Genomic DNA, 22,550 nt, shown 5'->3' on the forward strand with positions numbered 1-22,550 from the left:
CTTGCCTCCTTTAGTATGCGTGTTCTTCAAGGAGGCATTTCATGCAACGTATTATTCTTATCGGATTAGCTACTCTTCTCACGGCTTGTGCTAGTCAACCTGCAAAAGACACTTCTCAAAAAGTGGCTCAAACGGAATCCGTTTCCACATTCTATGACTACCAGTTCGCTTCTCCACAAGGCGAAACACTTTCTCTCGATGCATTACCCGAGCAGCTGATTGACGCTGATGTGGTTCTAATTGGCGAATGGCACACGCATTCTGCCATTCACCGCTTCCAAACCGACTTCTTAAAAGCGCGCCGCAACGCAACATCAAACATTGCGCTTTCAATGGAACAGTTCACTCGAGAGCACCAAGCCACACTTGACCAATACTTAAACGGCGAAATTGGCGAACAAATTCTCATGTCTCAAGCGGCAGCTTGGCCAAATTACGAAAGTGATTACCGCGCGTTAGTTGAGTTCGCAAAAGCCAACGACGTCGATGTTATTGCGGCAAATGCACCAAAGCCATTCGTGCAGTGTATTGGCCGTAAAGGATTGCCTTACCTAGACCAATTATCGACCGAGCAACGCCAATGGATTGCTGCCGAAGTGGATACTGGCGATAGCCCTTACAAAGAAAAGTTCATGGCTTCTATGCATCACGGTACGCCAGAGCAAACAGAAAAGCAGTTTGCCGCTCAGGTTACCTGGGACGAAACCATGGCTGAGTCGATTGTGGATTACCTAGCATCAAACCCTGATAAACAAGTGATTCACGTGGCTGGCAAGTTCCACACCGAGGGTGGTTTAGGGACGGCGGCATCAATTCTACGTCGTAACCCTGATTTAAAAATCGCCATCATCAGCCCGGTTGAAGCGATCTCATCGGATAACGGTGATTATCAGCTTGAAGTGCTTTCGCCGCCGGCTCGCTTTGTAAAGAAAGAGAACCGAATGAAGGCATACAAGCATCTGTCAAAACGTAGCGCTAGCCTAGAGTGTGAGTAGGATCTGTTGATCCACTCTTCTAAGCTAAAGAGTCGATGGGCTAATCCTAGATAATTAGCCCATCGTCACAACTTGATCACGTTCCCGTCATTCATCCTAACTCTATCTAAAATCAAACATTCTTATCGGCACAAGACTTGCTTAGTAAATAGACGATTTAACCAAGCAGACGAAAATGTAATGTGCGAATAAAAAAACAGCACTATCGATGATTAATTGCACAAGTTTTTCACACCTCTGCCGATACTATATTTAAGGATAGGTAAGGAGAGCTATATGACGCCAGTAGGAACGAGTAATACTCAGCTGTATTCGCCTTCGCAGATGAACGCTAAGAGTTCAGCTAACGAAGCTGAAAAGCCTACACCGCTTAAGGTTGAGCAAAATACGGTTAGGCTTTCTGATGAAGGCAAAGCACTCTTATCTGCCCTAAAAGAAATTGATAAAGAAGCGAAGAAAGTCGAAGCAGAAAACGCGACAGTTACCGATAAAGTTGAGTCATTCGCTCATGGTGCCTTGGGTATGGATCACCCAGATAAGATTGAAGAAGAAGATGATGGTTCTTATTCAGCGGGGCAATACCTGTCCGCAGCGGCAACCGTAGGCGGTATTCTTCTCGCACTCATTTAGCCTTGCCAACCTATCGCATTCTCTAGAATAAAAGCGATTTATCGTTACGACAATAGACCCGATTAGGTCTAAAAAACGAGTTCATTCCATAATTCCGCTCTCATTTTAATGGAATAATACTCGTGAAAAACACTTTTGAGCTTATCGATAAGCCAACCTTTTTTGGTGCTATAGCACTCCTACTCACGATAGTTTTCCCGCTCATTTTGTTCCCTGCACAGGGCGCAGACTGGATTGCGGTTGCGAAAACATTCATGACTGATCAACTCGGATTCCTGTATCTTGCTCTAGGTCTCGCAGCCTGTGCATTTATGGTGTACGTAGTATTCAGTGATATGGGACAAATTAAACTGGGCGAAGCTGATGAAGAGCCTGAGTTTAAAACTGCATCATGGGCTGCCATGCTATTTTGTGGCGGTATCGGTGCAAGTATCTTGTATTGGGGCTGTATTGAGTGGGCTTACTACTACCAATCACCGCCTTTCCAACTAGAACCTGGCAGTGAAGAAGCAGTACGCTGGGCTGCGACCTACGGCCTATTCCACTGGGGACCAATCGCATGGTCTATCTACCTAATCCCGGCAATTCCTATCGCTTACTTCTTCTACGTACGTAAACAACCTGTTCTAAAGATTTCAAGCGCATTAATGCCTGTTCTTGGTGAACACCGTAGTAAAGGCGTACCAGGAAAGATCGTTGATATCCTATTCATTTTCGGTCTATTAGGCGGCGCTGCAACAACATTAGGTTTAGCCGCTCCTCTGATCACTGAAGGTCTAAATCACCTATTTGGTCTACCTAAAAATAACCTAACGCAAGTGATGGTGCTTTTAGTGTGTACTGCGATTTTTGCTTACTCATCTTATGCTGGATTGGAAAAAGGCATCAAGATCCTAAGTAACATCAACTTCTGGGGTGCGATGGGTCTACTGGCTTTCGTTCTGATCGCGGGTCCAACAATCTTCATGTTAGAAACAGGCTTAGACTCAATTGGTCGTCTACTGTCTAACTTCTTCGTGATGGCAACGTGGGCTGAACCATTTGGTGGTTACGGTACATTCGAAAACACTCACTTCCCACAAGACTGGACGATTTTCTACTGGGCATGGTGGCTAGTATTTGCACCGAGTATGGGTCTGTTTGTTGCGCGTATCTCTCGCGGCAGAACCATCAAACAAATGGTGTCAGGGTCGATCTTCTTTGGTTCTCTAGGTTGTTTCCTGTTCTTCATGATCTTAGGTAACTACGGCCTATCACTGCAGCTTTCTGGTGAGCTAGATGTCGTTGCCATTTTGAATGCGGAAGGCGCAACCAAAGCTATCTTCTCGATGCTTGCACAATTGCCAATGAGCACGCTGGTTATCGCTGTATTTACAATGCTGTGTATCATTTTCACGGCAACAACATTTGACTCTATCTCATACATCCTAGCGTCTGTTGTACAAAACAACGTGACCGAAGAGCCAATGCGCTGGAACCGTATGTTCTGGGCATTTACTCTGTCGTTCTTACCAACGATTCTAATGTTCTTAGGCGGTCTAAGTACGCTACAAACGGCGGCGATTGTTGGTGGCTTACCACTGCTTGCTATCTCTGTGATGCTGATGATTTCAGCGGTTCGTGCGACTAACCTCGACCTACGCCATCAAGATGCGTATATCGAGCCAACGATCAACATCGAAGAACTGCCAGACATGGACCCTTGGTCTGCTGAAGGTATGGCGTTGGCTCAGTTTGAGAAAGAAAGAGATGCAGCACAAGAAGCCGCAGAACTTGAGCGTGTTGCTTACACAGAACTTGCCGCAGTGAAGAAAGAAATTCGCGCTTATGTGTTAGAACAAGGTTCACAAATGGAAACTCACGAGTTACCAGAGAACCTACAACAAGCACTTGAGCAGGCCGAGAGTAATCTTAGTGCCGCACAAGCGAAAAAGATCGAGTTATCTGAGCAAGCTCAGAATGCTCGTATCACGTTCAATCAGGTGGTTGCAGACTTACCGCTTGCTTGACATTAGCCATGACACAGTCCATTGATTTGGACCCTCCTAAATACGACAAAGGCTCACAGAAATGTGAGCCTTTTTTTATTCGGGTGATTGACTAGTCTTCGTTAACTAGCGGTTCGGGTGGTTCAAAAACTGGTCTTCCCAATCGACAACATCGATTTCGTATACCACTTTGTTACGAACGCTTTCACCTGCTGCATGCATCTCTGTTTTTGATCCGGTGATCAACGGGTGCCATTCAGGAATCGGCTTAGATTCTGATAAAAGGCGGTAAGCACAAGTGTCTGGTAGCCAGTGAAACTCATCGATCTTGTCACGAGTCAGCTTCAAACACTCTTCACCTGAAGTGAAGCGGTTCGGGTAATCTTTACACGAACATGTTTTGTCGTTTAACCAGCTACACGCCACATTGGTGTAGTAAACTTCATCGCTATCTTCATCCATTAGTTTATGTAGGCAGCACTTACCACAACCGTCGCAAAGTGATTCCCACTCATTCTCGGTCATCTGTTCTAGTGTCTTTTCTTGCCAAAATGGATTCGTCATAGGATTACTTCTTACTCTTTTACTGGGGTGCGTGTTATACCGCTAGCCCATAAAAAGTTCAAGGATAATAATTGTTCATTCTTTGATTCAATCAACAGCTGTCACTCTCATCATTTTTTGCTACTATCGCGCACCCTGTTATTTAGTGAGTTTAATTTGATGGAATGTCGCCTAGGTTGTGGAGCATGCTGTATCGCTCCAAGTATTACATCTGCTATTCCTGGAATGCCTAATGGTAAGCCTGCTGGGGTACGCTGCATCCAATTAAATGAGCAAGATCTCTGCAAATTATTTGGTCAACCTTCACGCCCGAAGGTATGTCACCAATTCAAAGCTTGCCCTGTCATTTGTGGTAAAACCGACCAAGAAGCCCTTGATAACCTGATCGAGTTAGAAGCTATTACCTAAGCGTATTAGCCCTTTTCTATATCCCAGCAATTTCTTTTCCTACTCATACTTTGCTTTAGGTTATAGGTGCTTATGAGGCCTCAATAGTCTTTCAAACAATACTGACTACCTCGCTATGAGTAATAACCGTTTCAGGAAACTCTCGGCGAAATAAAGCCATCGATAAGACATCACAGATCAATGAGGCCTTTATTCTCGTACCCATAAACCAACCAATAACTTGCCTTGAATAAAGGTCAATAATGGCAACTAATTATAGCCAATATTTGTTTGTAGCTACGTCGGTGATATCTCCTGCCCATTTTTAAATTAGCAGTCGTTGCACTGAAGACCTGAGCGAGCAAGGCCGTAACTACGGGTATTCAGTTCAGGTCAAGAAGTGGACAATATCTTATAAACTTGAAGTACTATGTGTATATCATCAGGTAGCGTTTTTATTTACTTTGTTGTCAGCCAATATATTGGATAATATGGCAATAATACATTATGGAAGGAAAATGTGATGAGTAAAAAAATGACCATGGCGGAGATTTCAAGACAGCTTGGAATTTCAACAATGACCGTGTCACGTTACTTTAATGACGGTTATGTCTCGGCTGAAAATCGCCTTAAAATTGATGCTATCGTCAAAGAAAATCATTATACCCCTAATATATTTGCTCGTTCCATTCGTAGCCAATCTAATATTATTGGTTTCGTTGCTCCTCGCATTGAGTCATATACAACCAGTTTAGTAATTAAAGGGGCACTGGCGGCTGCCAATGAATCACAAGTACGAATGCTTTTTCATGCCTCAGGGTTTAACCATGAGTCAGAATGCCAAGCTGTGAGAGAGTTTAATGGCTTAAATGCATTGGGCACTATTATTATTGCTTCAAAGCACAGTGTCGAAGAGACGTTTTATCAAACCTTAGACAATGTGTTATTTATTGGTAAAAACACCCCCCACCATTGCTGTTTATATTACCCCGACCATGCTGCAATTAAAGCACTCGTTTCCCAAACCATCACTCAGTTAAAACAACAGCAGGCACCGCTGGCAGCCGTACATTATATTTATGATGAGCGTATGCTTTCCAGCCGTACTAAGTTGATGCAAGCCACCATTACTGACACCGTCCCTGAGTTGAATTTTTCACTACAAGCTCTAGCCAACTCGGAGGACAAAGCCGGCTACCAGGCAATTCAATTACAGCCTAATCATGTCTACTTTTGTGCCACCGATAATATTGCTATTCGTTTATATCGTCGCGCCAAAGAACAGCAACTCAAGATTGGTCATAACTTATGGATTGTAGGCATGGGTGACTATGACTACAGCGATTTGTTAGTCCCAAGCCTGACTACTGTCGCTTTTAACTACTATCAAGTGGGCTACCAAGCTGTCAAAAAATTGCTCAAGCGCGATTTCAGTTCCGTTGAAGGCACATTCGACATAAGAATGAGAGAAAGTTCACAGTTTCTCTGAAATTGTATTGAGTCCAAATAGGTTCCATTTAACACTATGTGTTAACGATAACACACATAGTATAACCGATGACACTCGCTAATAATCTACACTCAAAACCACTCGCGTGGTGGAAGAAAGCAACTGCCTACCAAATTTATCCCCGTAGTTTTTATGATACAAACCAGGACGGTATTGGTGACATCAATGGGATCATTGCTAAGCTAGATTATCTTGCTGATTTGGGCATTGATTTAATATGGATCTGCCCATTCTACGCATCACCGAATGATGATAACGGTTACGATATCAGTGACTATCAAGCGATTCATCCTGACTTTGGAACCCTTGAGGATGTGGATAAATTAATCACTGCTGCTCATGAACGTGGCATTCGCATTATTATGGATTTAGTGATAAACCACACTAGCGATGAGCATCCATGGTTCATCGAATCGCGAGATAACAAAGATAGCCCTAAGCGTGATTGGTATATTTGGCGTGATGGTTGTGAGCCTACAGCTGAAAAGCCGACTTGCGAACCAAATAACTGGGAAAGTATTTTTCATGGTAGTGCATGGGAATATGATGACAAAACTGCACAATATTATTTGCACCTATTTTCTAAAAAACAGCCAGATCTTAATTGGGAAAACCCTGAAGTTAAACAAGCACTATTTAAAATGATTCATTGGTGGTTGGAACGAGGTATTGATGGTTTCCGTGTCGATGCAATTAGCCATATTCAAAAACAAGCTGGTTTACCCTCTTTACCCAATCCAAAGGGTGAAAACTATGTCTCTTCATTCGATTATCATATGAATGTGGCAGGGATTGAAAAACATCTGTATGAGTTAAAAGAGCAGGCGTTTTCGCCTTTTGATATCGTGACCGTTGGTGAGGCCAATGGGGTGACGGCCGACAACGCATTGCCTTGGGTTGCTGAAGCGACCGAGCACGATCAAGGTGGTGTTTTTAACATGATTTTTCAGTTTGAACACATGAAGCTATGGTCGGAAGAACAAAGCAACGAGAATTTCGATCTCGTGGCGTTCAAACGCATTTTATCGCGTTGGCAAGATGCCTTAGAAGGTAAAGGCTGGAATGAGTTTTATTTAGAAAACCACGATCAAGCTCGTAGTATTGATACTTTTGCCGATCCTAACTCTAGGTATGCCAGTGCTACCGCGTTAGCGAGTTGTTATTTCTTGATGAAAGGAACTCCATTTATTTATCAGGGCCAAGAGATTGGTATGGTAAATCATCGGTTTACTTCTCTTGACGAATTTAACGATGTGTCTGCGAGAAATTTAATTCAAAAGCTATCGCAACAAGGTCAGAGCGATGCCGATATCTTAGCCTTGTTAAATCAAGTATCCCGCGACCACAGTCGCTTGCCAATGCAATGGAATGACCAGGATTTTGCCGGTTTTTCTGAGGTGCAACCTTGGTTCTCGGTGAATCAACAGTATGCAGATATCAATGTTGAGCAACAACAGCAAGATCCAAATTCGATCTTAGGTTTCTATAAGCAGTTGATTGCTTTGCGTAAGTCACATGAAAGCTTAGTGGTTGGCCGTTATCAATTACTGCTAGCTAACGATCCTAATATCTATGTTTATCAACGTGTTGCTCAAGATATGACATGGACCATTATTACCAATTTAAGTCCACAAGAGAGCGTTGTTGATATCGACTGCACCCAATTAGGCGAGTTAATGCTTGATAATCAGAATATTAACAATGAACACGTTCGCTCAGATTTTATAACAACGCAAATAGCCCCCGCTTATGCCGCGTATATATTTGCAAGAAAGCACTAAATTATATTTATGGCTAGGCGCTGATAACGTTAGCCTGTATTTAAATCAAGGAACTATTTATGAGTAAGTTACTATCGTTTGATTTTTGGCAACGATTTGGGAAGTCCCTTATCGTTGTTATCGCGGTGATGCCTGCCGCTGGTATCATGATATCACTAGGTAAAGTGGTCGCAATGTATGCGGGTGGGTTTGGTGCCATTGAAACACTAGGCGCTATAATGGAAAACATAGGTTGGGGGATCATTGTTAACCTTCACCTATTATTTGCGGTCGCGATTGGTGGCTCGTGGGCAAAAGAGCGTGCAGGTGGCGCATTTGCCGCGCTAATTGCCTTCATCTTAATCAACCGTATCACTGGGGTTATATTGGGCGTGGATAACGCTATGCTCAGTGACCCAGAAGCGGTTGTGATGAGCCTATTTGGTTCTGAGTTACCTGTCTCTCAATTCTTCACGAATATTTTGGGTGCTCCTGCCCTAAATATGGGTGTGTTTATCGGTATTATGTCTGGCTATTTAGGTGCCAACTTATTTAACCGCTATCATGACTTCGCTCGCTTACCTCAGGCATTAGCATTTTTCAACGGTAAGCGTTTTGTACCTTTTGTTGTTATTTTCTATTCGCTGATTATTGCGTTTGGTTTATCTGTAATATGGCCTTTAATTCAAGGTACGCTTAATGATTTTGGTCAATGGATTGCTACCTCTAAAGACACTGCGCCGATCACTGCTCCTTTCTTGTATGGTACGTTAGAGCGTTTATTACTGCCATTTGGTTTACACCACACTTTAACTATTCCAATGAATTACACCGAGTTGGGTGGTACTTATGAGCTTTTGACTGGGATGAATGCGGGCTCAAGTGTTTATGGTCAAGATCCATTATGGCTTGCTTGGGTCAGCGATTTAAATAATCTTAAATTAAGCGATCCGACAACTTACCAACACCTGTTAGATACGGTGCACCCAGCACGCTTTAAAGCAGGCCAAGTTATTATCGCAGCCTCTTCATTGATTGGTATTGGACTTGCGATGTATCACTGTGTTGATAGTGATAAGCGCGCACAATATAAGCCAATGTTCTTATCTGCCTGTCTTGCTGTGTTATTAACCGGTGTGACTGAGCCTATTGAATTCATGTTTATGTTTATCGCTCCCGTTTTGTATGTTGCACATGCTGTGTTAACAGGAGTTGCATTTGCGTTGGTCGATGTGATGGACCTACGTGTACATGCCTTTGGTTTGATTGAGTTACTCACTCGTATACCTATGATGGTTTCAGCGGGCATCGGTGGTGATCTGGTTCGCTTTGCATTAGTTTCTATTGTTTTCTTTGTGGTTAACTATGGATTGTTCCGCTTCCTAATCGTGAAATTGAAGTTACCAACACCGGGTCGTATGGGTAACTACCTGGATGAAAGCTCAGAATCGATGTCAGAAGATGAGAAGATGAACATTATTATTCAGAATTTAGGTGGCCGTGCCAATATTGCTGAGATTGATGCTTGTATGACTCGCTTGCGTATTACAGTTAATGATCCGAAGTTGGTTGCTGAATATGCGTCATGGAAGCCGACAGGGGCTCTTGGTGCTGTGATTAAAGAACAGGGTGTACAAGTTATTTATGGCCCTGGGGTGGATGTTATTAAATCTAAGTTAATAGAGAAATATTCAGCACAACCTGCGTAATTCTTTTTAGATCAAATAACCTCGAGAAACGCAGCCTTGCGCTGCGTTTTATCTCACTAGAATAAATAAGTGAATAATAATGAAGTTAATGACACTAAATGCCCACAGTTGGCAAGAAGAAAAACAGCTAGAAAAGTTAGATGTGGTCGCGCAAGCCATTATCGAGCAAGGGTGCGATGTGGTTGCATTACAGGAAGTGAATCAACATCAAGATAGCCCGGCCGTTGATGCCAATATATTAACCAATCACACTGTGTTGGCGAATAACTATGGTTATTTATTACAGAAAAAACTCATGGAATACGGTCATCACTACCAACTTACGTGGGATTTCGTTCATCAAAGTTATGAAGTATATCAAGAGGGGCTCTCATTTTTAACGCGACTACCGATTGTCGAACATGAGGTCATTGATTTAAGTGATAACTATGATGTGAGCTTTTGGAAACATCGGCGAGCAGTGCGTATTAAAGTGACCTCTCAACAGGGTGATTTTAATCTTTATAATTGTCATTGTGGCTGGTGGAATGACTCAGAGAACTCATTTGAGGATCAGTTCGACCGAATCAAGGCAACTTTACCAACAGAGTTGAGCTTTCTATTAGGCGATTTCAACAACCCAAGCCATATACGTAATGAAGGCTATGATTACGTATTACAACGCGGTTTGATGGATTGTTATGAAGTTGCTGAAATCAAAGATGATGGAACCACTGTCATTAAAAACATTGATGGTTGGGAGCAAAATAGCCAAGCGTTACGCATTGATTTAGTACTTAGTAATCAGCCTGTAGTGGTAAAGCAGCATAAGGTGATTTTTAATCACGATTTTTATCCGGTTGTATCAGATCACTTTGGGGTGTTGGTAGAAGTAGAACTTACTTAATTTTTATCAACTCATCGTAGTTTAAATAAAAAGAATACTGACACAAATACGGCTAATTATCAGGTCACTCTTACTTGCTAAAATAGCGATAGAATACGACTGACCTTAACGATCTTTAGTGCGAGTTCGAAGTGATTACATAAGATTCTCTGTTCTTTCTTTCAACTATATACACAAGATTTCACACTTCTGCGAAATCTAAACTATCTTGTTGATACTGGTACAGATTAATAAGGATCGTTATGAATAGGTATATCGCAGAAATATTCGGTACATTTTGGTTGGTGTTAGGTGGTTGTGGTAGTGCCGTCTTAGCCGCTGCTTTTCCCGATGTAGGTATCGGCTTACTCGGGGTTTCCCTCGCGTTTGGTTTAACCGTACTCACCATGGCTTTTGCTATTGGCCATATATCCGGCTGTCATCTCAACCCTGCTGTTACAATTGGTCTTTGGAGCGGTGGCCGCTTTGATGCCAAAGACGTCGCACCTTACATTATTGCCCAGGTCATTGGCGGTATTATCGCGGGTGGTGTGTTATTCGTGATTGCTTCAGGCCAAGCTGGTTTTGACGCTGCGGCATCTGGCTTTGCTTCAAATGGTTACGGTGAACACTCACCGGGCGGCTATTCACTTACCGCTGCACTGGTCTGTGAAGTGGTCATGACCATGGTATTCCTATTCGTGATCATGGGCGCAACTGATTCAAAAGCGCCTGCTGGGTTTGCACCCATTGCGATTGGTCTCTGTTTGACCTTGATTCACCTTATCAGTATTCCTGTAACCAACACCTCTGTGAACCCTGCTCGAAGTACCGGCGTGGCTGTATTTGTCGGTGATTGGGCCGTTTCGCAATTGTGGCTATTCTGGGTTGCACCGATTATTGGTGCCGTGATTGGCGCGATGATATACAAAGCGGTAAGAGGTTCAGATTAAGCGCTGAAAAACGTCTAAAGCAATAAAAGAAAAAGCCGCTTAGTGATGCTTCACCAAGCGGCTTTTTTAGATCTTATGACGACCGAGTAAGGAGTGCGAAAGCGTGGTGCCATCCACCAGCTCTAGCTCACCACCAACAGGAACACCATGAGCGATACGGCTTGCGTTCACTTCATGGGCATTACATAGCTCAGCAATGTAATGCGCTGTGGCTTCCCCTTCAACTGTTGGGTTAGTCGCTAGGATTACTTCCGAGATATCACCACGACGCAGGCGGTAGTCCAAAACATCGAGACCGATGTCACTTGGACCAATACCATCAAGTGGTGAAAGGTGACCCATCAATACAAAGTAACGGCCTGAATATTGTCCTGTCGCTTCTATTGCTGCAATGTCTGCTGGGCTCTCTACTACACAGATTTGACCATTTTCCTGACGTTTAGGATTGGTACAAATGTGGCAAGTATCTTCTTCAGTAAAAGTACGGCACTCATTACAGTGACCAATTTCGGTCATTGCTTGGCTAAGAGCTTCAGCCAACTGTAGGCCGCCTTTTCTATCGCGCTGTAACAAATGAAAGGCCATACGCTGCGCCGACTTGGGGCCAACCCCAGGTAGACAACGTAAGGCCTCCATCAAATGCTCCAGCATATGACTGGTACGCATATTTAACCGTTCTAATGTTCAAGTAATAGCCTGTTCAACACAAACCACCACCTGAATTAACCTTTAAGAATAAGTTACTTAGAAAGGCATCTTCATACCTGGTGGAAGTTGCATTCCGCCAGTTACGCTAGCCATTTTCTCTTTTTGAGTTTCTTCAACGCGACGAGCCGCATCGTTGAAAGCAGCAGCGATAAGATCTTCAAGCATCTCTTTATCGTCTTCCATTAGGCTTTCATCGATATCAACACGGCGAACGCTGTGGCTACCAGTGATCGTTACTTTTACAAGGCCAGCACCTGACTCACCTGTAACTTCCATATTTGCGATTTCTTCTTGAAGCTTTTGCATGCGCTCTTGCATTTGCTGGGCTTGCTTCATCATGTTGCCCATACCGCCTTTACCAAACATGTTAATACTCTCTGGTCTAATTGGTTTATTAAAATTAATTAAGCTATACGAGCTTAAATGGGGGTTAAAACAGTGTGATTCAACCCCTCGATGTTCAGTTCTCAGATTTGCTTATCTGGGATGATATGCCGGTCACTAAACAAGAAAACGTTCTAGATAGGACGAACGCTGTCTCTGTCGAGTTCAGCGGCAAAACGTCTTTCAATGAACTGTACGTTGGCATCGTTTTCTAAAGCGGTAAACGCGTCTTTCAACTTACCTTGATACAGTCGTTCTCGTAATTCTAGCGGCGTTTCTCCACCATCACCGATTTCAACACTCAAATGACACTCTTCTCCAAGCACAGTATTGAGAGACTGCAATAGCTCACTCTGCGCACGGTCGGTATTCAAATGAGCTTGGCTCGCTCTTAACGTTAAAGTGATTGATGTGTCGTTTTTAGCAAACACTGAGTTCAATGCTAACTGTTCAACAAGCTTGGCTGTCTCTAGCTTTTGAATCGTGGCTGACCATTCATCTTGAGCAATCGACTCTTGAAGCAATTTATCGACCATTTCTGGTGTCTTAATATGCTCCAACGCACGCTTGATCTGAGTAGGTGTAAGCTCTTTGCTCACCTCTTTCACTACAGGTTTAGACGGTTTCCAGCGATAAGGTTCATTATCGTTGGTCACATTTTCTGTCGAAGAGGATGATAAAGAAGCTGGCGACACCCGCTCAGAACCACCGTGTTGCTGAGCAACTCGATCAAGAACTGAAGTTTTAGCTGGTGTCGCTTTAGCCTTTTTTGGCGCCGAGCCTTTGTTTTCTGTTGCCGAACTGCCTCTACGTTGAGAACGTAATTGGTGGCGTAAACCACTCATAGGCGAAGTTGCACGCGCTGGCTGCTCTTGCGGAGCAGAAGGTGCAACGCTTGGCTGTTGAACCGGGCTCTGGTTTTGATAATTCGTTTGTTGCTGCTGAGGCTGATCTGCACCGTAGCTTGGACGCTCATCATAAGCAGGAGGCGCGTCATACTGGCTATGCGGGTAATCCTGTTCTGGATAACCTTGGTTACCTGAATGATCAGCGTAACCTTGCGAATCTGAATACTGTGCTGGATTCTGCTGCGGAGCCTGTTGCACCGGTTGCTGCTGCATAGCTTGCTGTTGAGGCGCCTGTTGTTGCATCTGAGGCTGTCTCGGAGCTGCCATTGGCGCAGGTTGACTCACTGACTGAGCAACGTTCTGAGCTTGAGCTGCTGGAACTGGCGCTGGGTTTGCCGACTGAGTCGAGATTGCAGTAGCAACCGCTTGTTCAGCTGGTCTAAATGCCAACATGCGTAAAACCACCATCTCAATACCAACGCGAGCGGTTGGCGACAATGGTAAGTCTTCACGACCTTTCAACACGATCTGGTAGTAGAGTTGAATGTCTTGTGGGCTAAGCGCTTTGCTCAGTAGTTCAAGCTTCTCAGCGTCAGGCTGTGCCTTATCTAGTGTGGATGGCAAAGCTTGGAACATCGCAAGACGATGCAGTTGAGTCGCAAGCTGATTCAGCAAACCATCCCACTCGACACCGTTCTCAGCAAGGCTTTGGACACACGCCATCGCTTGCTGTGGCTGCTTACTGCTGATCGCTTCAAGCAAGTGGATAGCTTGGTCGGTATCCAGTGTTCCGAGCATGTGAGCAACAGTATCTGTTACGACATTGCCATTACCCAATGCGATAGCTTGGTCTGTAAGGCTTAGCGCATCACGCATACTGCCATCAGCAGCATGAGCAATCATTCCAAGCGCACGAGATTCAGACGTCACATCTTCTTGTTCAAGAATATGATCGAGCTGCTCGTGAATATTATCAACGCTGATCGGCTTAAGGTGGAACTGCAAACAACGCGACAAAATCGTTACTGGAAGCTTCTGTGGATCCGTTGTTGCGAGCAAGAATTTCACATACTCAGGCGGCTCTTCTAAGGTCTTTAGAAGCGCGTTAAAGCTGTGCCTAGAAAGCATGTGTACTTCATCGATTAGGTAAACCTTGAAGCGACCACGTGCAGGCTTGTACTGAACATTGTCCAGAAGCTCGCGGGTATCTTCTACCTTAGTACGTGATGCCGCATCAATCTCAAGTAGGTCAACAAAGCGACCTTCATCGATTTCTTTACAGGTTGCACATTCACCACAAGGTGTTGAGGTAATGCCTGTTTCACAGTTGAGTCCCTTCGCAAACAAACGGCCGATGGTCGTTTTACCGACACCTCGTGTACCGCTGAACAGGTATGCGTGGTGCAACCTATTCTGGCTAAGGGCATTCTCTAATGCTGTTAAAACATGGGCTTGACCAACCACTTCTTTGAATTTGGTTGGTCGCCATTTTCGCGCTAACGCAAGATAGCTCATGAATAATTCCGAAAAGGATTAATGACCGTCGAATTCGCAGATGCTAAACACTTCTAGACCTAAGCCTTGTAAGCGCTTGTCACCACCGATTTCTGGAAGGTTAATAACAAATGCAGCGTGTTCTACCACACCACCAAGCTGACGAATCAACTTTGTTGTTGCTTCAATCGTACCGCCCGTTGCTAGCAAATCATCAACCATCAACACTTTATCGCCTTCAACGATAGCATCAGTATGGATTTCTAGAGTGTCGGTGCCGTACTCAAGCTCATAAGATTGTGCCACAGTTTGACGAGGCAGCTTGCCCGGCTTACGAACAGGAATGAAGCCAACACCTAGCTCAAGTGCCAAAGGCGCACCAAATAGGAAACCACGAGCTTCAGTACCAACGATCTTAGTAAAGCCCATGTCCTTGTATGTTTCCGCTAGCAGGTCGATAGTCGCTTTGTAAGCTACTGGATCTTCCATCAAGCTTGTTACGTCACGGAACAAAATACCCGCTTTAGGGTAATCAGGAATGCTTTTGATGCTTGCTTTGATCAGAGAGATTTTTTCTGTGTTCATAATCTTATGCACTTCATTAGGCCGCTTTCCAAACTCTCGTTAACGAATCAAACATCAACGCTCGGAATTAAGGAAAGGTACGATTGGTATTCATTGCAACGAGAGTCATAACTCTGATTGCTGAAATAATAAACGCCCGCTATACAAGCAGGCACACTGGCTTAATGGTAGTGATTTTCTTTGCTGTCAGCAACCAACTCATGGGTTGGAAGTCGCATAAACCATGTGAGAAGAATAACAAGTACACAAATTAGGAAAGCCTTGACCCAAATGATAGGGGCAAAGTAGATGGATAACGCAAAACTCAACAAGATAAAGAATACGCCACGCGTTTTAACTTGTTTGGTGACGGCACCGTGTTGATACCAATTGTTCAGCAAAGGACCCAGCGTTTTGTGCTCATGCATCCATTTATGAACTTTCGGATTGCTTCGCATGAAGCATGCGCTGGCAAGAAGGAGAAAAGGAGTGGTTGGCAGAACGGGCAAAACTATCCCTAGAACTGCGAGAAATATACAAAGGCCACCAGCAATATTGAGGCTTAAAACTCGAACGCTAATTGTGGCCTCCTTGAGTTAGCTATCACCAATCGGCGACGACAGCTTAACTAGAATGTTGCGTAACCATTGAATACACGGATCAACGTAAGTGTTGCTGGTAGCAATGGAATCATTAAAAATGCGGCTAAAAATCCTAAAAAGTAGAATACATTAAACGGGTCTTGAAAGTCTTTGTTATCTGCCATGATTGCTTCTTGTTTTTGTTAGTGAAGGTAAGTATCCGGCGAACCAAACCCGCTTTGCTAAATCGACATTTAACAAAAAAGGCATAGCCACACCATTTGCGCAACTATACCTTAATCAATTATTCACAAAAACCGAGGAAATATAGGGTTAATCAGTAGACCCTTGGTGTATGTCTAAACTAAAACTTGCCGCTCCAAGTAGGCTCAACGACAGTTGGCAGCCCTGTTCGATCGGAAGGTCCCGCGTAATAAAGTTCTTCTTGCAGTTCTCACCCAAGCGCTCACCTGCTGCAATATATTGATTCAATTCACCATTCGACCATTGCCCGTCTAGACCCGCAGGCAAAATGGAGATGGTTCCCTCGGCAAGGTCAGCAACACCAAACAAGGCATTCACTGGGGTGGAGCATTTAGAGCAACGAATCCCCTTCTCTAAGATTTCAGCAATATCTTTGAGATCAACATTAAAATCTTTTCTGTTTCTTATGTAATCGTGGAACAGCGCTCTCACTAACAATGTTGTCGCGGAGCCGCCATTATCAGACGACGATGAATCGACGAGGTAAAAAGCAAACTGCCCGTTCATCATCCACGCATAGTCAAACACAAGTGGCATCATCTCTGTTGATTGCAGTAACCGGTAACTGCAACGCCATGAGCCTTGTCGCGTATCTTTCTCTGGAAGCAGCGCATGCAGTAAGTCTTTTGCTGCGCTTGGGTTATCTTGAAGGTAATTCAGGTGCCAATGCAGTTCTTGGTCTTCAGGGATCTCTCCCCCATCATCCACACAGAACCATTGGCTCGAAAAATCTCGTTGGTCTGAAATGTTATCGAACGAATCTGTCAATGTATTCGCAATCGCACTTCCTAGGTGACGGTGATCCTCTAACGGCTTCGCCAAGAAGTCTTTAATACCAAATCGCAAGGCTTTCGCCACGTCAGACATATCATCAGTGCCAGACACAACGATCATAGGCAGTGACGGGTACTCTAAACTGAGCTCTTCCACAAGCTCTATGCCATCAAGTATTGGCATTGATAAGTCACACACAATTAAATCTGGCGCTGAGTCTCTAAGTTTCTGCAAAGCGTCCAGTCCATTTTCAGCCTCAACCACTTTATAACCGACCTTGTCTAGGTACGCGCTGGTTATACGGCGAAAAATAGGATCATCATCAACCAACATCACGCATTTTTGGTTAATTACTTCCTGAGCCGAGGTCATTACTGGCTGACTGTGAGTTTTGTACATAATCTATAACCTCACAAAACTAAGTCGAATTATTATTGTTATCTGTTCTAAGAACTAATATAAAACTTAGTAATAAAATGCTAAATACACAAATTTGCACTCTTTACTGGTAATTCGTGACGAGGGTTGGAATACTTGTAAATAGTGCAACGAGTTGACGTAACGCAAACATTGATCTCACTGTTACGTATAAATTAGATGAGATTGTAAACAAATGTGTCTGGATTTATGAAATTAGATGATTTAAACCTCTTTCGACTCGTCGTTGAAAATGGGAGCTACACCGCAACATCGCGCAAGACTATGATTCCGGTTGCGACCATCACACGACGCATCCAAGCCTTAGAAGATTCTTTGAACCTTAGGCTTCTCAATAGACACGCGCGTAAACTTTCTTTAACAGAGGCAGGCGAACGTTTCTTCAATGAATGCTCTCCGCTGTTGCAACGTCTCTCTTCTACTGCAGAAGAGTTAACTGACGTGTGCAAAGGCGCTTCCGGTAAGATTCGTATTACGGCACCCTCAAACCTGACCAAGCGCATGATGATGCCAATGTTCAGTGAATTCATGATTCAATACCCTGATATCAATATTGAGCTGATGATGAACAACCAAGCGGATCAGCTGGATCCAACGGAGTGGGACGTAATTTTCCGAGTCGGCCCTCAGCGTGATTCAAGCCTAATCGCTCGAAAAATCAGTGAAGTCAAAGATATTCTTATCGCGAGCCCTGAGTACTTAGCGAAGAACCCAGCTCCAAGCCATGCTGAAGAGCTAGCGAACCATTCGCTACTCAAAGGCTACCCGCTGATTAAGTGGCAGCTGAGTAATTCGAATGAAGAGACGGTGGTGAATAGCGAGAAAGGCCGTTTCAACGCCAATGCGCTTAATGTCGTAAGACAAGCGTGCTCAGAAGGCCTAGGTATCACCCTGATGCCTGACGTGATGATTCGTGAATACATTGAAGATGGCAGCTTAGTGCAAGTCTTAGAAGACTGGAGCGCTAACCCTCGTGATATTTACATGCTTTATAACCACAAAGACCATCTACCAGAGAAAGTGAGATTGTTTATTGATTTTGTGATCGCATACCACATTCATTAAGGTCAATCCCCTTCTCTATAAACAAAAAACCAGAGCCGATGCTCTGGTTTTTTATTTTCTGTATCGCTAGCGAAACTCTGTATGACTAACGAAACGCTAGTTAAGCGCCTTCGTTGTGTAACTCTAAGTTAGCAAGATCTTGTTGAATCTCACGCTGAACCTTTGAGTCGTCATTACGCAAAGAGTCTAGGAAATCTAGGTACACTTGGTCGATATCGCCCGTTACATACTCGCCGTTAAATACAGAAGTATCAAAACGAGAGATGTCTTGATTGCCCATGCCCACTGCAGAAATCAGATCTGGTAGCGTTTGGAAAATCAAGGCGTCTGCGCCAATCTGCTTACAAATCGTTTCGTTATCACGACCATGAGCAATCAACTCTGTCGCGCTCGGCATATCAATGCCGTAAACGTTAGGGAAGCGAACCTCTGGAGCAGCTGAAACCATGAAGACCTTATTTGCGCCAGAATCACGAGCCATCTCAATGATCTGCTCTGATGTTGTGCCGCGAACGATAGAATCGTCAACCAGAAGAACGTTCTTACCTTTAAACTCAGAGCGAATTGCGTTGAGCTTACGGCGAACCGACTTCTTACGTTGTTGCTGACCTGGCATGATGAATGTGCGGCCAACATAGCGGTTTTTCACGAAACCTTGACGGTATGGCTTATTGATCGCTTGAGCGATTCGTAGCGCAATATCGTTTGATGTTTCAGGGATTGGAATAACTACATCAATGTCTAAGTCTGCGTACTCTTCTTTAATACGCATACCAAGCATCTCACCCATCTCAACGCGTGCGCTGTAAACCGAGATTTTGTCGATGAATGAATCTGGGCGTGCAAAGTATACAAACTCAAAGATACATGGGTTTAGTTGTGGGTTGTCTGCACATTGCTTAGTGAAAAGCTCACCGTCAAACGTTGCGTAGATAGCTTCACCTGGTGCTACGTCGCGCATGAAGTCGAAACCAACAGCATCGAGTGCTACCGATTCAGACGCAACCATGTACTCTGTTTTACCTTGAACTTCACGCTTACCAAGACACAATGGACGAATACCATGTGGGTCACGGAATGCGATCATACCGTGGCCGATGATCATCGCCGTTACGGCGTAAGCACCACGAATAATACGGTGCACGTTTGCAACGGCGCGGAACACATCTTCTGAAGTCACATTACCTTTAACAGTATCGATTTCATGAGCCAATACGTTCAGTAGAACTTCAGAATCAGAGGTTGTGTTGACATGACGACGGTCTTTTTCGAACAACTTCTCACGAACTTCACTTGCATTCGTTAGGTTGCCGTTGTGCGCCAACGTGATACCAAAAGGAGAGTTTACGTAGAAAGGCTGCGCTTCAGAAGCACTCGAGCTTCCCGCTGTAGGATAACGAACATGACCAATACCCACGTTACCTTGGAGGCGTTGCATGTGTTTTGCTTCAAAAACATCTTTAACTAAACCGTTCGCCTTACGCAGACGGAAACGATTGCTTTCTATGGTACAAATACCAGCGGCATCTTGGCCACGATGCTGCAATACCGTTAAAGCGTCATAAATAGACTGGTTTACAGGTGTTGAACCCACGATTCCAACAATACCACACATGTCCTAATCCTCGATTTTCGACATTAACTGGCGCTAAAGCGCGCCAGATAAGAAACTAGATGTTGCTTGTAAATGCTCAAAGAACGGCGCAATGATTCGGCTAAACTCCGGAACCAACTGCGAATTCTCCCACCACTCAGAACTTGGGAATGCAGTAAACGCATCCATGAAAAACAACACTGCAGAGACAATCAGAACACCACGTAAGCCGCCAAAGACGACACCGAGGATTCTGTCTGTACCCGACAGGCCTGTTTTCTGAACTAGCTGACCGATGACATAGTTAACTAAGGCACCGACAACTAACGTTGCAACAAATAATGCTGCTATCGCAGTTCCGTTTCGAAACATCTCATCTTCGATATTGGTGAAGTACATGGCTAATTTAGCGTAGTACTGGCTAGCAATAAAAAATGCTCCAAACCAAATAACAAGTGATAACGCTTCTTTAGCGAAACCGCGAACTAAACTGATCACGGCAGAGAAGCCGATCACGCCTAAAATGACAAAATCTAACCAATTCATGAATTCTTCATCTTAAGTTGGCGCGCATTTTAACAGAAAAAATGCTGACGCAAACGTTTTCTTATGGATTTAACGGTTTAAATTTGAGCAATTGGCCTTTTGAACCCGTAATTTTTTCTAATTCCTTAATTTGTCGCTCAAGTTTGGATTTAGAGACATCCGGGCCAATAATTACTCGCGTAAACGTTTTTTCTTGCTTGGTGTGAGCCTGGTAACCACGCTTTTGTAAATCCTTAACAACGTTTTTTGCGTTGTCAGCATTCTTCAAAGCCATCAATTGAATAATCCAAGCACTGTCTTGGTATTCATTTTTTTCCGGTACTGGCTTAACCACCACTGCCACTTTATCCGCTTCTTTGTTACTGGAAGCCGACGCAGTTTGCTTATCTGAATTATCAACACCACTTTCAACCACTCGCTCAACCGGAGAATCCGGCAGTGCAATCTGATCTTCAACAGGGTCGAGTACTTCAAAAACTTCTACATTACTATCAAGCTCTGGCTTAATCGGAATGCTTGCAAACTCTTCTTTATAGTGGAGCTTCTTACCATCCAGCACATCGGGCAATACAATCACACCAATGGCCACTAAAATGATGGTACCGACTAATCGGCTTTGGAATTTACTTGCCATTTAGTTTCCTTTTTTCTGCCAATGCTCCAATACTTCACCCACAGTATGGAAAGAACCGACCACCAGTACAACATCGTCACCTTTAACAGAAGCTAAAGCCGCTTCAAACGCTGCTACAGGGTTTGAATGCTGCTCTACGCCTTGAGGTAGGCTTTGACACAATTCAGCAGCTGTTGCGGCTCGTGGGCCGTTCAGCGAAGCTGGGTACCAATGTGTTGTGATTGGTGCTAATACTTCCAATGTCGCAGGGATATCTTTGTCATGAAGCATGGCGACTACAACGTGTAAATTTTTGCCTGCATACTTCTTTGTTACTTGCTGCGCAAAGTATTCAGCCGAATGCGGGTTGTGCGCAACATCAAGCACAATCACGGGTTGTTCGCTAATTTTCTGCATACGCCCAGGTAGCTGTGCGTTCTTCATGCCATTAACGATGTTCACATCGCTAATGCTAAGTTCTGAAGTACCTAATGCCATCAATGCTGTTGCTGCGTTAGGTAGCGGCAGGCTTGGAATAGGCAGTGATTCTAGTTGGAATGCCCCACTACGCCAGTTCCACGTATCGCCGTCTACATCATAAGTGTATTGAATACCCACCTGATAGAACTCAGCCTTAATGTCATCAGCATGAGCATCAACCGTAGCTGGTGGTTTAGGTTGACCACAGATAGCTGGCTTACCGCTACGATAAATACCGGCTTTCTCAAAACCAATCACATTGATGTCATCACCTAGCCAATCAACATGGTCGACAGCCAAACTGGTAATCACAGAAACATCATGCTCAACGATATTCGTCGCATCTAGGCGTCCACCTAGACCCACTTCTAATAACACAACATCAACCGCTTCAGTTTGAAAAGCACGTAACGCCGCTAAAGTCCCATATTCGAAAAAGCTAAGGCTGATCTCACCGCGCTCTTTCTCAATGAAATTGAAAGACTGAACCATCTTTTCATCAGATAGATCTTGGCCGTTAATACGAACACGTTCGTTATAGCGAATTAAGTGAGGAGAACTGTAGACACCAACTGAGTAACCAGCATCCAACAGAATAGCTTCCATTAGTGCACACGTTGAGCCTTTGCCATTAGTTCCGGCAACAGTAATAACGTGTTGAGCAGGTTTGGTGAGGTTTGCCTTAGAGGCGACGGCCTGAACTCGGTCTAATCCAAGATCAATAGCGCTTGTGTGGATGTTTGATAAATAATCAAGCCACATCTCCAAAGAGGATGTGGCTTGAGGAATAGGTTGTTGACTCATCTAACTCATAACCATGATTAAGTAGGTTTGTT

22 protein-coding genes and 1 pseudogene are annotated in these 22,550 nt (G+C 44.1%); 10 read left to right on the forward strand and 13 right to left on the reverse strand.

Going from position 1 to position 22,550, the window contains the following annotated elements; translation table 11 throughout:
* The first annotated feature begins 41 nt into the window (after positions 1-41).
* The 3 genes from ACED46_RS11580 (at position 42) to ACED46_RS11590 (ending at position 3,634) form a co-directional block, all read left to right on the forward strand.
* Positions 42-995, forward strand: a complete 954-nt coding sequence (locus ACED46_RS11580) for a ChaN family lipoprotein (protein WP_371721487.1) — start codon at positions 42-44, stop codon at positions 993-995.
* 276 nt (positions 996-1,271) lie between these two features.
* Entirely contained in the window at positions 1,272-1,625 is a 354-nt protein-coding gene (locus tag ACED46_RS11585) for a hypothetical protein (RefSeq protein ID WP_017059386.1), read from the forward strand.
* A 122-nt stretch (positions 1,626-1,747) separates the two neighbouring features.
* Positions 1,748-3,634 (forward strand): BCCT family transporter, encoded by a 1,887-nt coding sequence (locus ACED46_RS11590; protein ID WP_017063436.1) that lies wholly within the window; start codon positions 1,748-1,750, stop codon positions 3,632-3,634.
* Between the two features lie 105 nt (positions 3,635-3,739).
* On the opposite strand, the gene ACED46_RS11595 is transcribed toward ACED46_RS11590, so the two are convergent.
* A complete protein-coding gene (locus ACED46_RS11595) occupies positions 3,740-4,177 on the reverse strand; it encodes a YcgN family cysteine cluster protein (RefSeq protein ID WP_371721488.1) in 438 nt (145 codons plus the stop codon).
* Positions 4,178-4,336: 159 nt separating this feature from the next.
* Here ACED46_RS11595 and ACED46_RS11600 point away from each other — a divergent pair, with 159 nt between their 5' ends.
* The gene (locus ACED46_RS11600) at positions 4,337-4,585 is read left to right on the forward strand and encodes a YkgJ family cysteine cluster protein (protein WP_017059389.1); all 249 of its coding nucleotides are present in this window, start codon (positions 4,337-4,339) and stop codon (positions 4,583-4,585) included.
* A gap of 20 nt (positions 4,586-4,605) precedes the next feature.
* Here the strand turns inward: ACED46_RS11600 and ACED46_RS11605 are convergent.
* Positions 4,606-4,947, reverse strand: a pseudogene (locus ACED46_RS11605) (DDE-type integrase/transposase/recombinase); the annotation flags it as partial.
* Positions 4,948-5,087: 140 nt separating this feature from the next.
* Here ACED46_RS11605 and ACED46_RS11610 point away from each other — a divergent pair.
* The 5 genes from ACED46_RS11610 to aqpZ all read left to right on the forward strand — a co-directional run bounded on the left by ACED46_RS11610 (position 5,088) and on the right by aqpZ (position 11,361).
* A complete protein-coding gene (locus ACED46_RS11610; protein WP_017070321.1) occupies positions 5,088-6,053 on the forward strand; it encodes a LacI family DNA-binding transcriptional regulator in 966 nt (321 codons plus the stop codon).
* 68 nt (positions 6,054-6,121) lie between these two features.
* Positions 6,122-7,855: an alpha-glucosidase gene (locus tag ACED46_RS11615; RefSeq protein ID WP_371721489.1), complete on the forward strand. Its 1,734-nt coding sequence runs from the start codon at positions 6,122-6,124 to the stop codon at positions 7,853-7,855.
* A gap of 59 nt (positions 7,856-7,914) precedes the next feature.
* A complete protein-coding gene (locus ACED46_RS11620) occupies positions 7,915-9,543 on the forward strand; it encodes a PTS transporter subunit IIBC (RefSeq protein WP_102393277.1) in 1,629 nt (542 codons plus the stop codon).
* 79 nt (positions 9,544-9,622) lie between these two features.
* Positions 9,623-10,429 (forward strand): endonuclease/exonuclease/phosphatase family protein, encoded by an 807-nt coding sequence (locus ACED46_RS11625; protein WP_371721490.1) that lies wholly within the window; start codon positions 9,623-9,625, stop codon positions 10,427-10,429.
* A 242-nt stretch (positions 10,430-10,671) separates the two neighbouring features.
* Entirely contained in the window at positions 10,672-11,361 is a 690-nt protein-coding gene (gene aqpZ / locus ACED46_RS11630; protein ID WP_017070744.1) for an aquaporin Z, read from the forward strand.
* Positions 11,362-11,427: 66 nt separating this feature from the next.
* Here aqpZ and recR read toward each other — a convergent pair whose 3' ends face one another.
* From recR to ACED46_RS11665, 7 genes are all read right to left on the reverse strand, one after another.
* Positions 11,428-12,027, reverse strand: a complete 600-nt coding sequence (recR, locus tag ACED46_RS11635) for a recombination mediator RecR (RefSeq protein WP_019823189.1) — start codon at positions 12,025-12,027, stop codon at positions 11,428-11,430.
* A gap of 78 nt (positions 12,028-12,105) precedes the next feature.
* Entirely contained in the window at positions 12,106-12,435 is a 330-nt protein-coding gene (locus tag ACED46_RS11640; protein ID WP_017062338.1) for a YbaB/EbfC family nucleoid-associated protein, read from the reverse strand.
* A 152-nt stretch (positions 12,436-12,587) separates the two neighbouring features.
* Complete coding sequence (gene dnaX / locus ACED46_RS11645; protein WP_371721491.1) at positions 12,588-14,816, reverse strand: DNA polymerase III subunit gamma/tau; 2,229 nt, start codon at positions 14,814-14,816, stop codon at positions 12,588-12,590.
* An 18-nt stretch (positions 14,817-14,834) separates the two neighbouring features.
* Positions 14,835-15,380: an adenine phosphoribosyltransferase gene (gene apt / locus ACED46_RS11650; RefSeq protein WP_017062340.1), complete on the reverse strand. Its 546-nt coding sequence runs from the start codon at positions 15,378-15,380 to the stop codon at positions 14,835-14,837.
* 161 nt (positions 15,381-15,541) lie between these two features.
* Positions 15,542-15,913 (reverse strand): YbaN family protein, encoded by a 372-nt coding sequence (locus ACED46_RS11655; RefSeq protein WP_029225617.1) that lies wholly within the window; start codon positions 15,911-15,913, stop codon positions 15,542-15,544.
* A 74-nt stretch (positions 15,914-15,987) separates the two neighbouring features.
* The gene (locus ACED46_RS11660) at positions 15,988-16,125 is read right to left on the reverse strand and encodes a hypothetical protein (protein ID WP_017067606.1); all 138 of its coding nucleotides are present in this window, start codon (positions 16,123-16,125) and stop codon (positions 15,988-15,990) included.
* Positions 16,126-16,273: 148 nt separating this feature from the next.
* Positions 16,274-17,377, reverse strand: coding sequence for a response regulator (locus ACED46_RS11665; protein WP_102332530.1), 1,104 nt, complete (start codon positions 17,375-17,377; stop codon positions 16,274-16,276).
* A 228-nt stretch (positions 17,378-17,605) separates the two neighbouring features.
* Between ACED46_RS11665 and ACED46_RS11670 the strand changes: the two genes are divergently transcribed.
* Positions 17,606-18,481 (forward strand): LysR family transcriptional regulator, encoded by an 876-nt coding sequence (locus ACED46_RS11670; protein WP_017062344.1) that lies wholly within the window; start codon positions 17,606-17,608, stop codon positions 18,479-18,481.
* Between the two features lie 100 nt (positions 18,482-18,581).
* Here ACED46_RS11670 and purF read toward each other — a convergent pair whose 3' ends face one another.
* The 4 genes from purF to folC form a co-directional block, all read right to left on the reverse strand.
* Positions 18,582-20,096: an amidophosphoribosyltransferase gene (gene purF / locus ACED46_RS11675; RefSeq protein ID WP_371721492.1), complete on the reverse strand. Its 1,515-nt coding sequence runs from the start codon at positions 20,094-20,096 to the stop codon at positions 18,582-18,584.
* Between the two features lie 33 nt (positions 20,097-20,129).
* Entirely contained in the window at positions 20,130-20,621 is a 492-nt protein-coding gene (locus tag ACED46_RS11680; protein WP_004734165.1) for a CvpA family protein, read from the reverse strand.
* A 61-nt stretch (positions 20,622-20,682) separates the two neighbouring features.
* Positions 20,683-21,255 (reverse strand): SPOR domain-containing protein, encoded by a 573-nt coding sequence (locus ACED46_RS11685; RefSeq protein WP_017084069.1) that lies wholly within the window; start codon positions 21,253-21,255, stop codon positions 20,683-20,685.
* Positions 21,256-22,518, reverse strand: a complete 1,263-nt coding sequence (folC, locus tag ACED46_RS11690; protein ID WP_371721493.1) for a bifunctional tetrahydrofolate synthase/dihydrofolate synthase — start codon at positions 22,516-22,518, stop codon at positions 21,256-21,258.
* Positions 22,519-22,550: the final 32 nt, after the last annotated feature.

Source organism: Vibrio sp. 1S139, assembly GCF_041439475.1.
GTDB lineage: Bacteria > Pseudomonadota > Gammaproteobacteria > Enterobacterales > Vibrionaceae > Vibrio > Vibrio crassostreae_C.

What these genes read in the sequence shown, in the direction of transcription:
- ACED46_RS11580 (WP_371721487.1), top strand. Translation starts at nt 42, where the DNA reads ATGCAACGTATTATTCTTATCGGATTAGCTACTCTTCTCACGGCTTGT.
- ACED46_RS11585 (WP_017059386.1), top strand. Translation starts at nt 1,272, where the DNA reads ATGACGCCAGTAGGAACGAGTAATACTCAGCTGTATTCGCCTTCGCAG.
- ACED46_RS11595 (WP_371721488.1), bottom strand. Translation starts at nt 4,177, where the DNA reads ATGACGAATCCATTTTGGCAAGAAAAGACACTAGAACAGATGACCGAG.
- ACED46_RS11600 (WP_017059389.1), top strand. Translation starts at nt 4,337, where the DNA reads ATGGAATGTCGCCTAGGTTGTGGAGCATGCTGTATCGCTCCAAGTATT.
- ACED46_RS11610 (WP_017070321.1), top strand. Translation starts at nt 5,088, where the DNA reads ATGAGTAAAAAAATGACCATGGCGGAGATTTCAAGACAGCTTGGAATT.
- ACED46_RS11615 (WP_371721489.1), top strand. Translation starts at nt 6,122, where the DNA reads ATGACACTCGCTAATAATCTACACTCAAAACCACTCGCGTGGTGGAAG.
- ACED46_RS11620 (WP_102393277.1), top strand. Translation starts at nt 7,915, where the DNA reads ATGAGTAAGTTACTATCGTTTGATTTTTGGCAACGATTTGGGAAGTCC.
- ACED46_RS11625 (WP_371721490.1), top strand. Translation starts at nt 9,623, where the DNA reads ATGAAGTTAATGACACTAAATGCCCACAGTTGGCAAGAAGAAAAACAG.
- aqpZ (WP_017070744.1), top strand. Translation starts at nt 10,672, where the DNA reads ATGAATAGGTATATCGCAGAAATATTCGGTACATTTTGGTTGGTGTTA.
- recR (WP_019823189.1), bottom strand. Translation starts at nt 12,027, where the DNA reads ATGCGTACCAGTCATATGCTGGAGCATTTGATGGAGGCCTTACGTTGT.
- ACED46_RS11640 (WP_017062338.1), bottom strand. Translation starts at nt 12,435, where the DNA reads ATGTTTGGTAAAGGCGGTATGGGCAACATGATGAAGCAAGCCCAGCAA.
- dnaX (WP_371721491.1), bottom strand. Translation starts at nt 14,816, where the DNA reads ATGAGCTATCTTGCGTTAGCGCGAAAATGGCGACCAACCAAATTCAAA.
- apt (WP_017062340.1), bottom strand. Translation starts at nt 15,380, where the DNA reads ATGAACACAGAAAAAATCTCTCTGATCAAAGCAAGCATCAAAAGCATT.
- ACED46_RS11660 (WP_017067606.1), bottom strand. Translation starts at nt 16,125, where the DNA reads ATGGCAGATAACAAAGACTTTCAAGACCCGTTTAATGTATTCTACTTT.
- ACED46_RS11665 (WP_102332530.1), bottom strand. Translation starts at nt 17,377, where the DNA reads ATGTACAAAACTCACAGTCAGCCAGTAATGACCTCGGCTCAGGAAGTA.
- ACED46_RS11670 (WP_017062344.1), top strand. Translation starts at nt 17,606, where the DNA reads ATGAAATTAGATGATTTAAACCTCTTTCGACTCGTCGTTGAAAATGGG.
- purF (WP_371721492.1), bottom strand. Translation starts at nt 20,096, where the DNA reads ATGTGTGGTATTGTTGGAATCGTGGGTTCAACACCTGTAAACCAGTCT.
- ACED46_RS11680 (WP_004734165.1), bottom strand. Translation starts at nt 20,621, where the DNA reads ATGAATTGGTTAGATTTTGTCATTTTAGGCGTGATCGGCTTCTCTGCC.
- ACED46_RS11685 (WP_017084069.1), bottom strand. Translation starts at nt 21,255, where the DNA reads ATGGCAAGTAAATTCCAAAGCCGATTAGTCGGTACCATCATTTTAGTG.
- folC (WP_371721493.1), bottom strand. Translation starts at nt 22,518, where the DNA reads ATGAGTCAACAACCTATTCCTCAAGCCACATCCTCTTTGGAGATGTGG.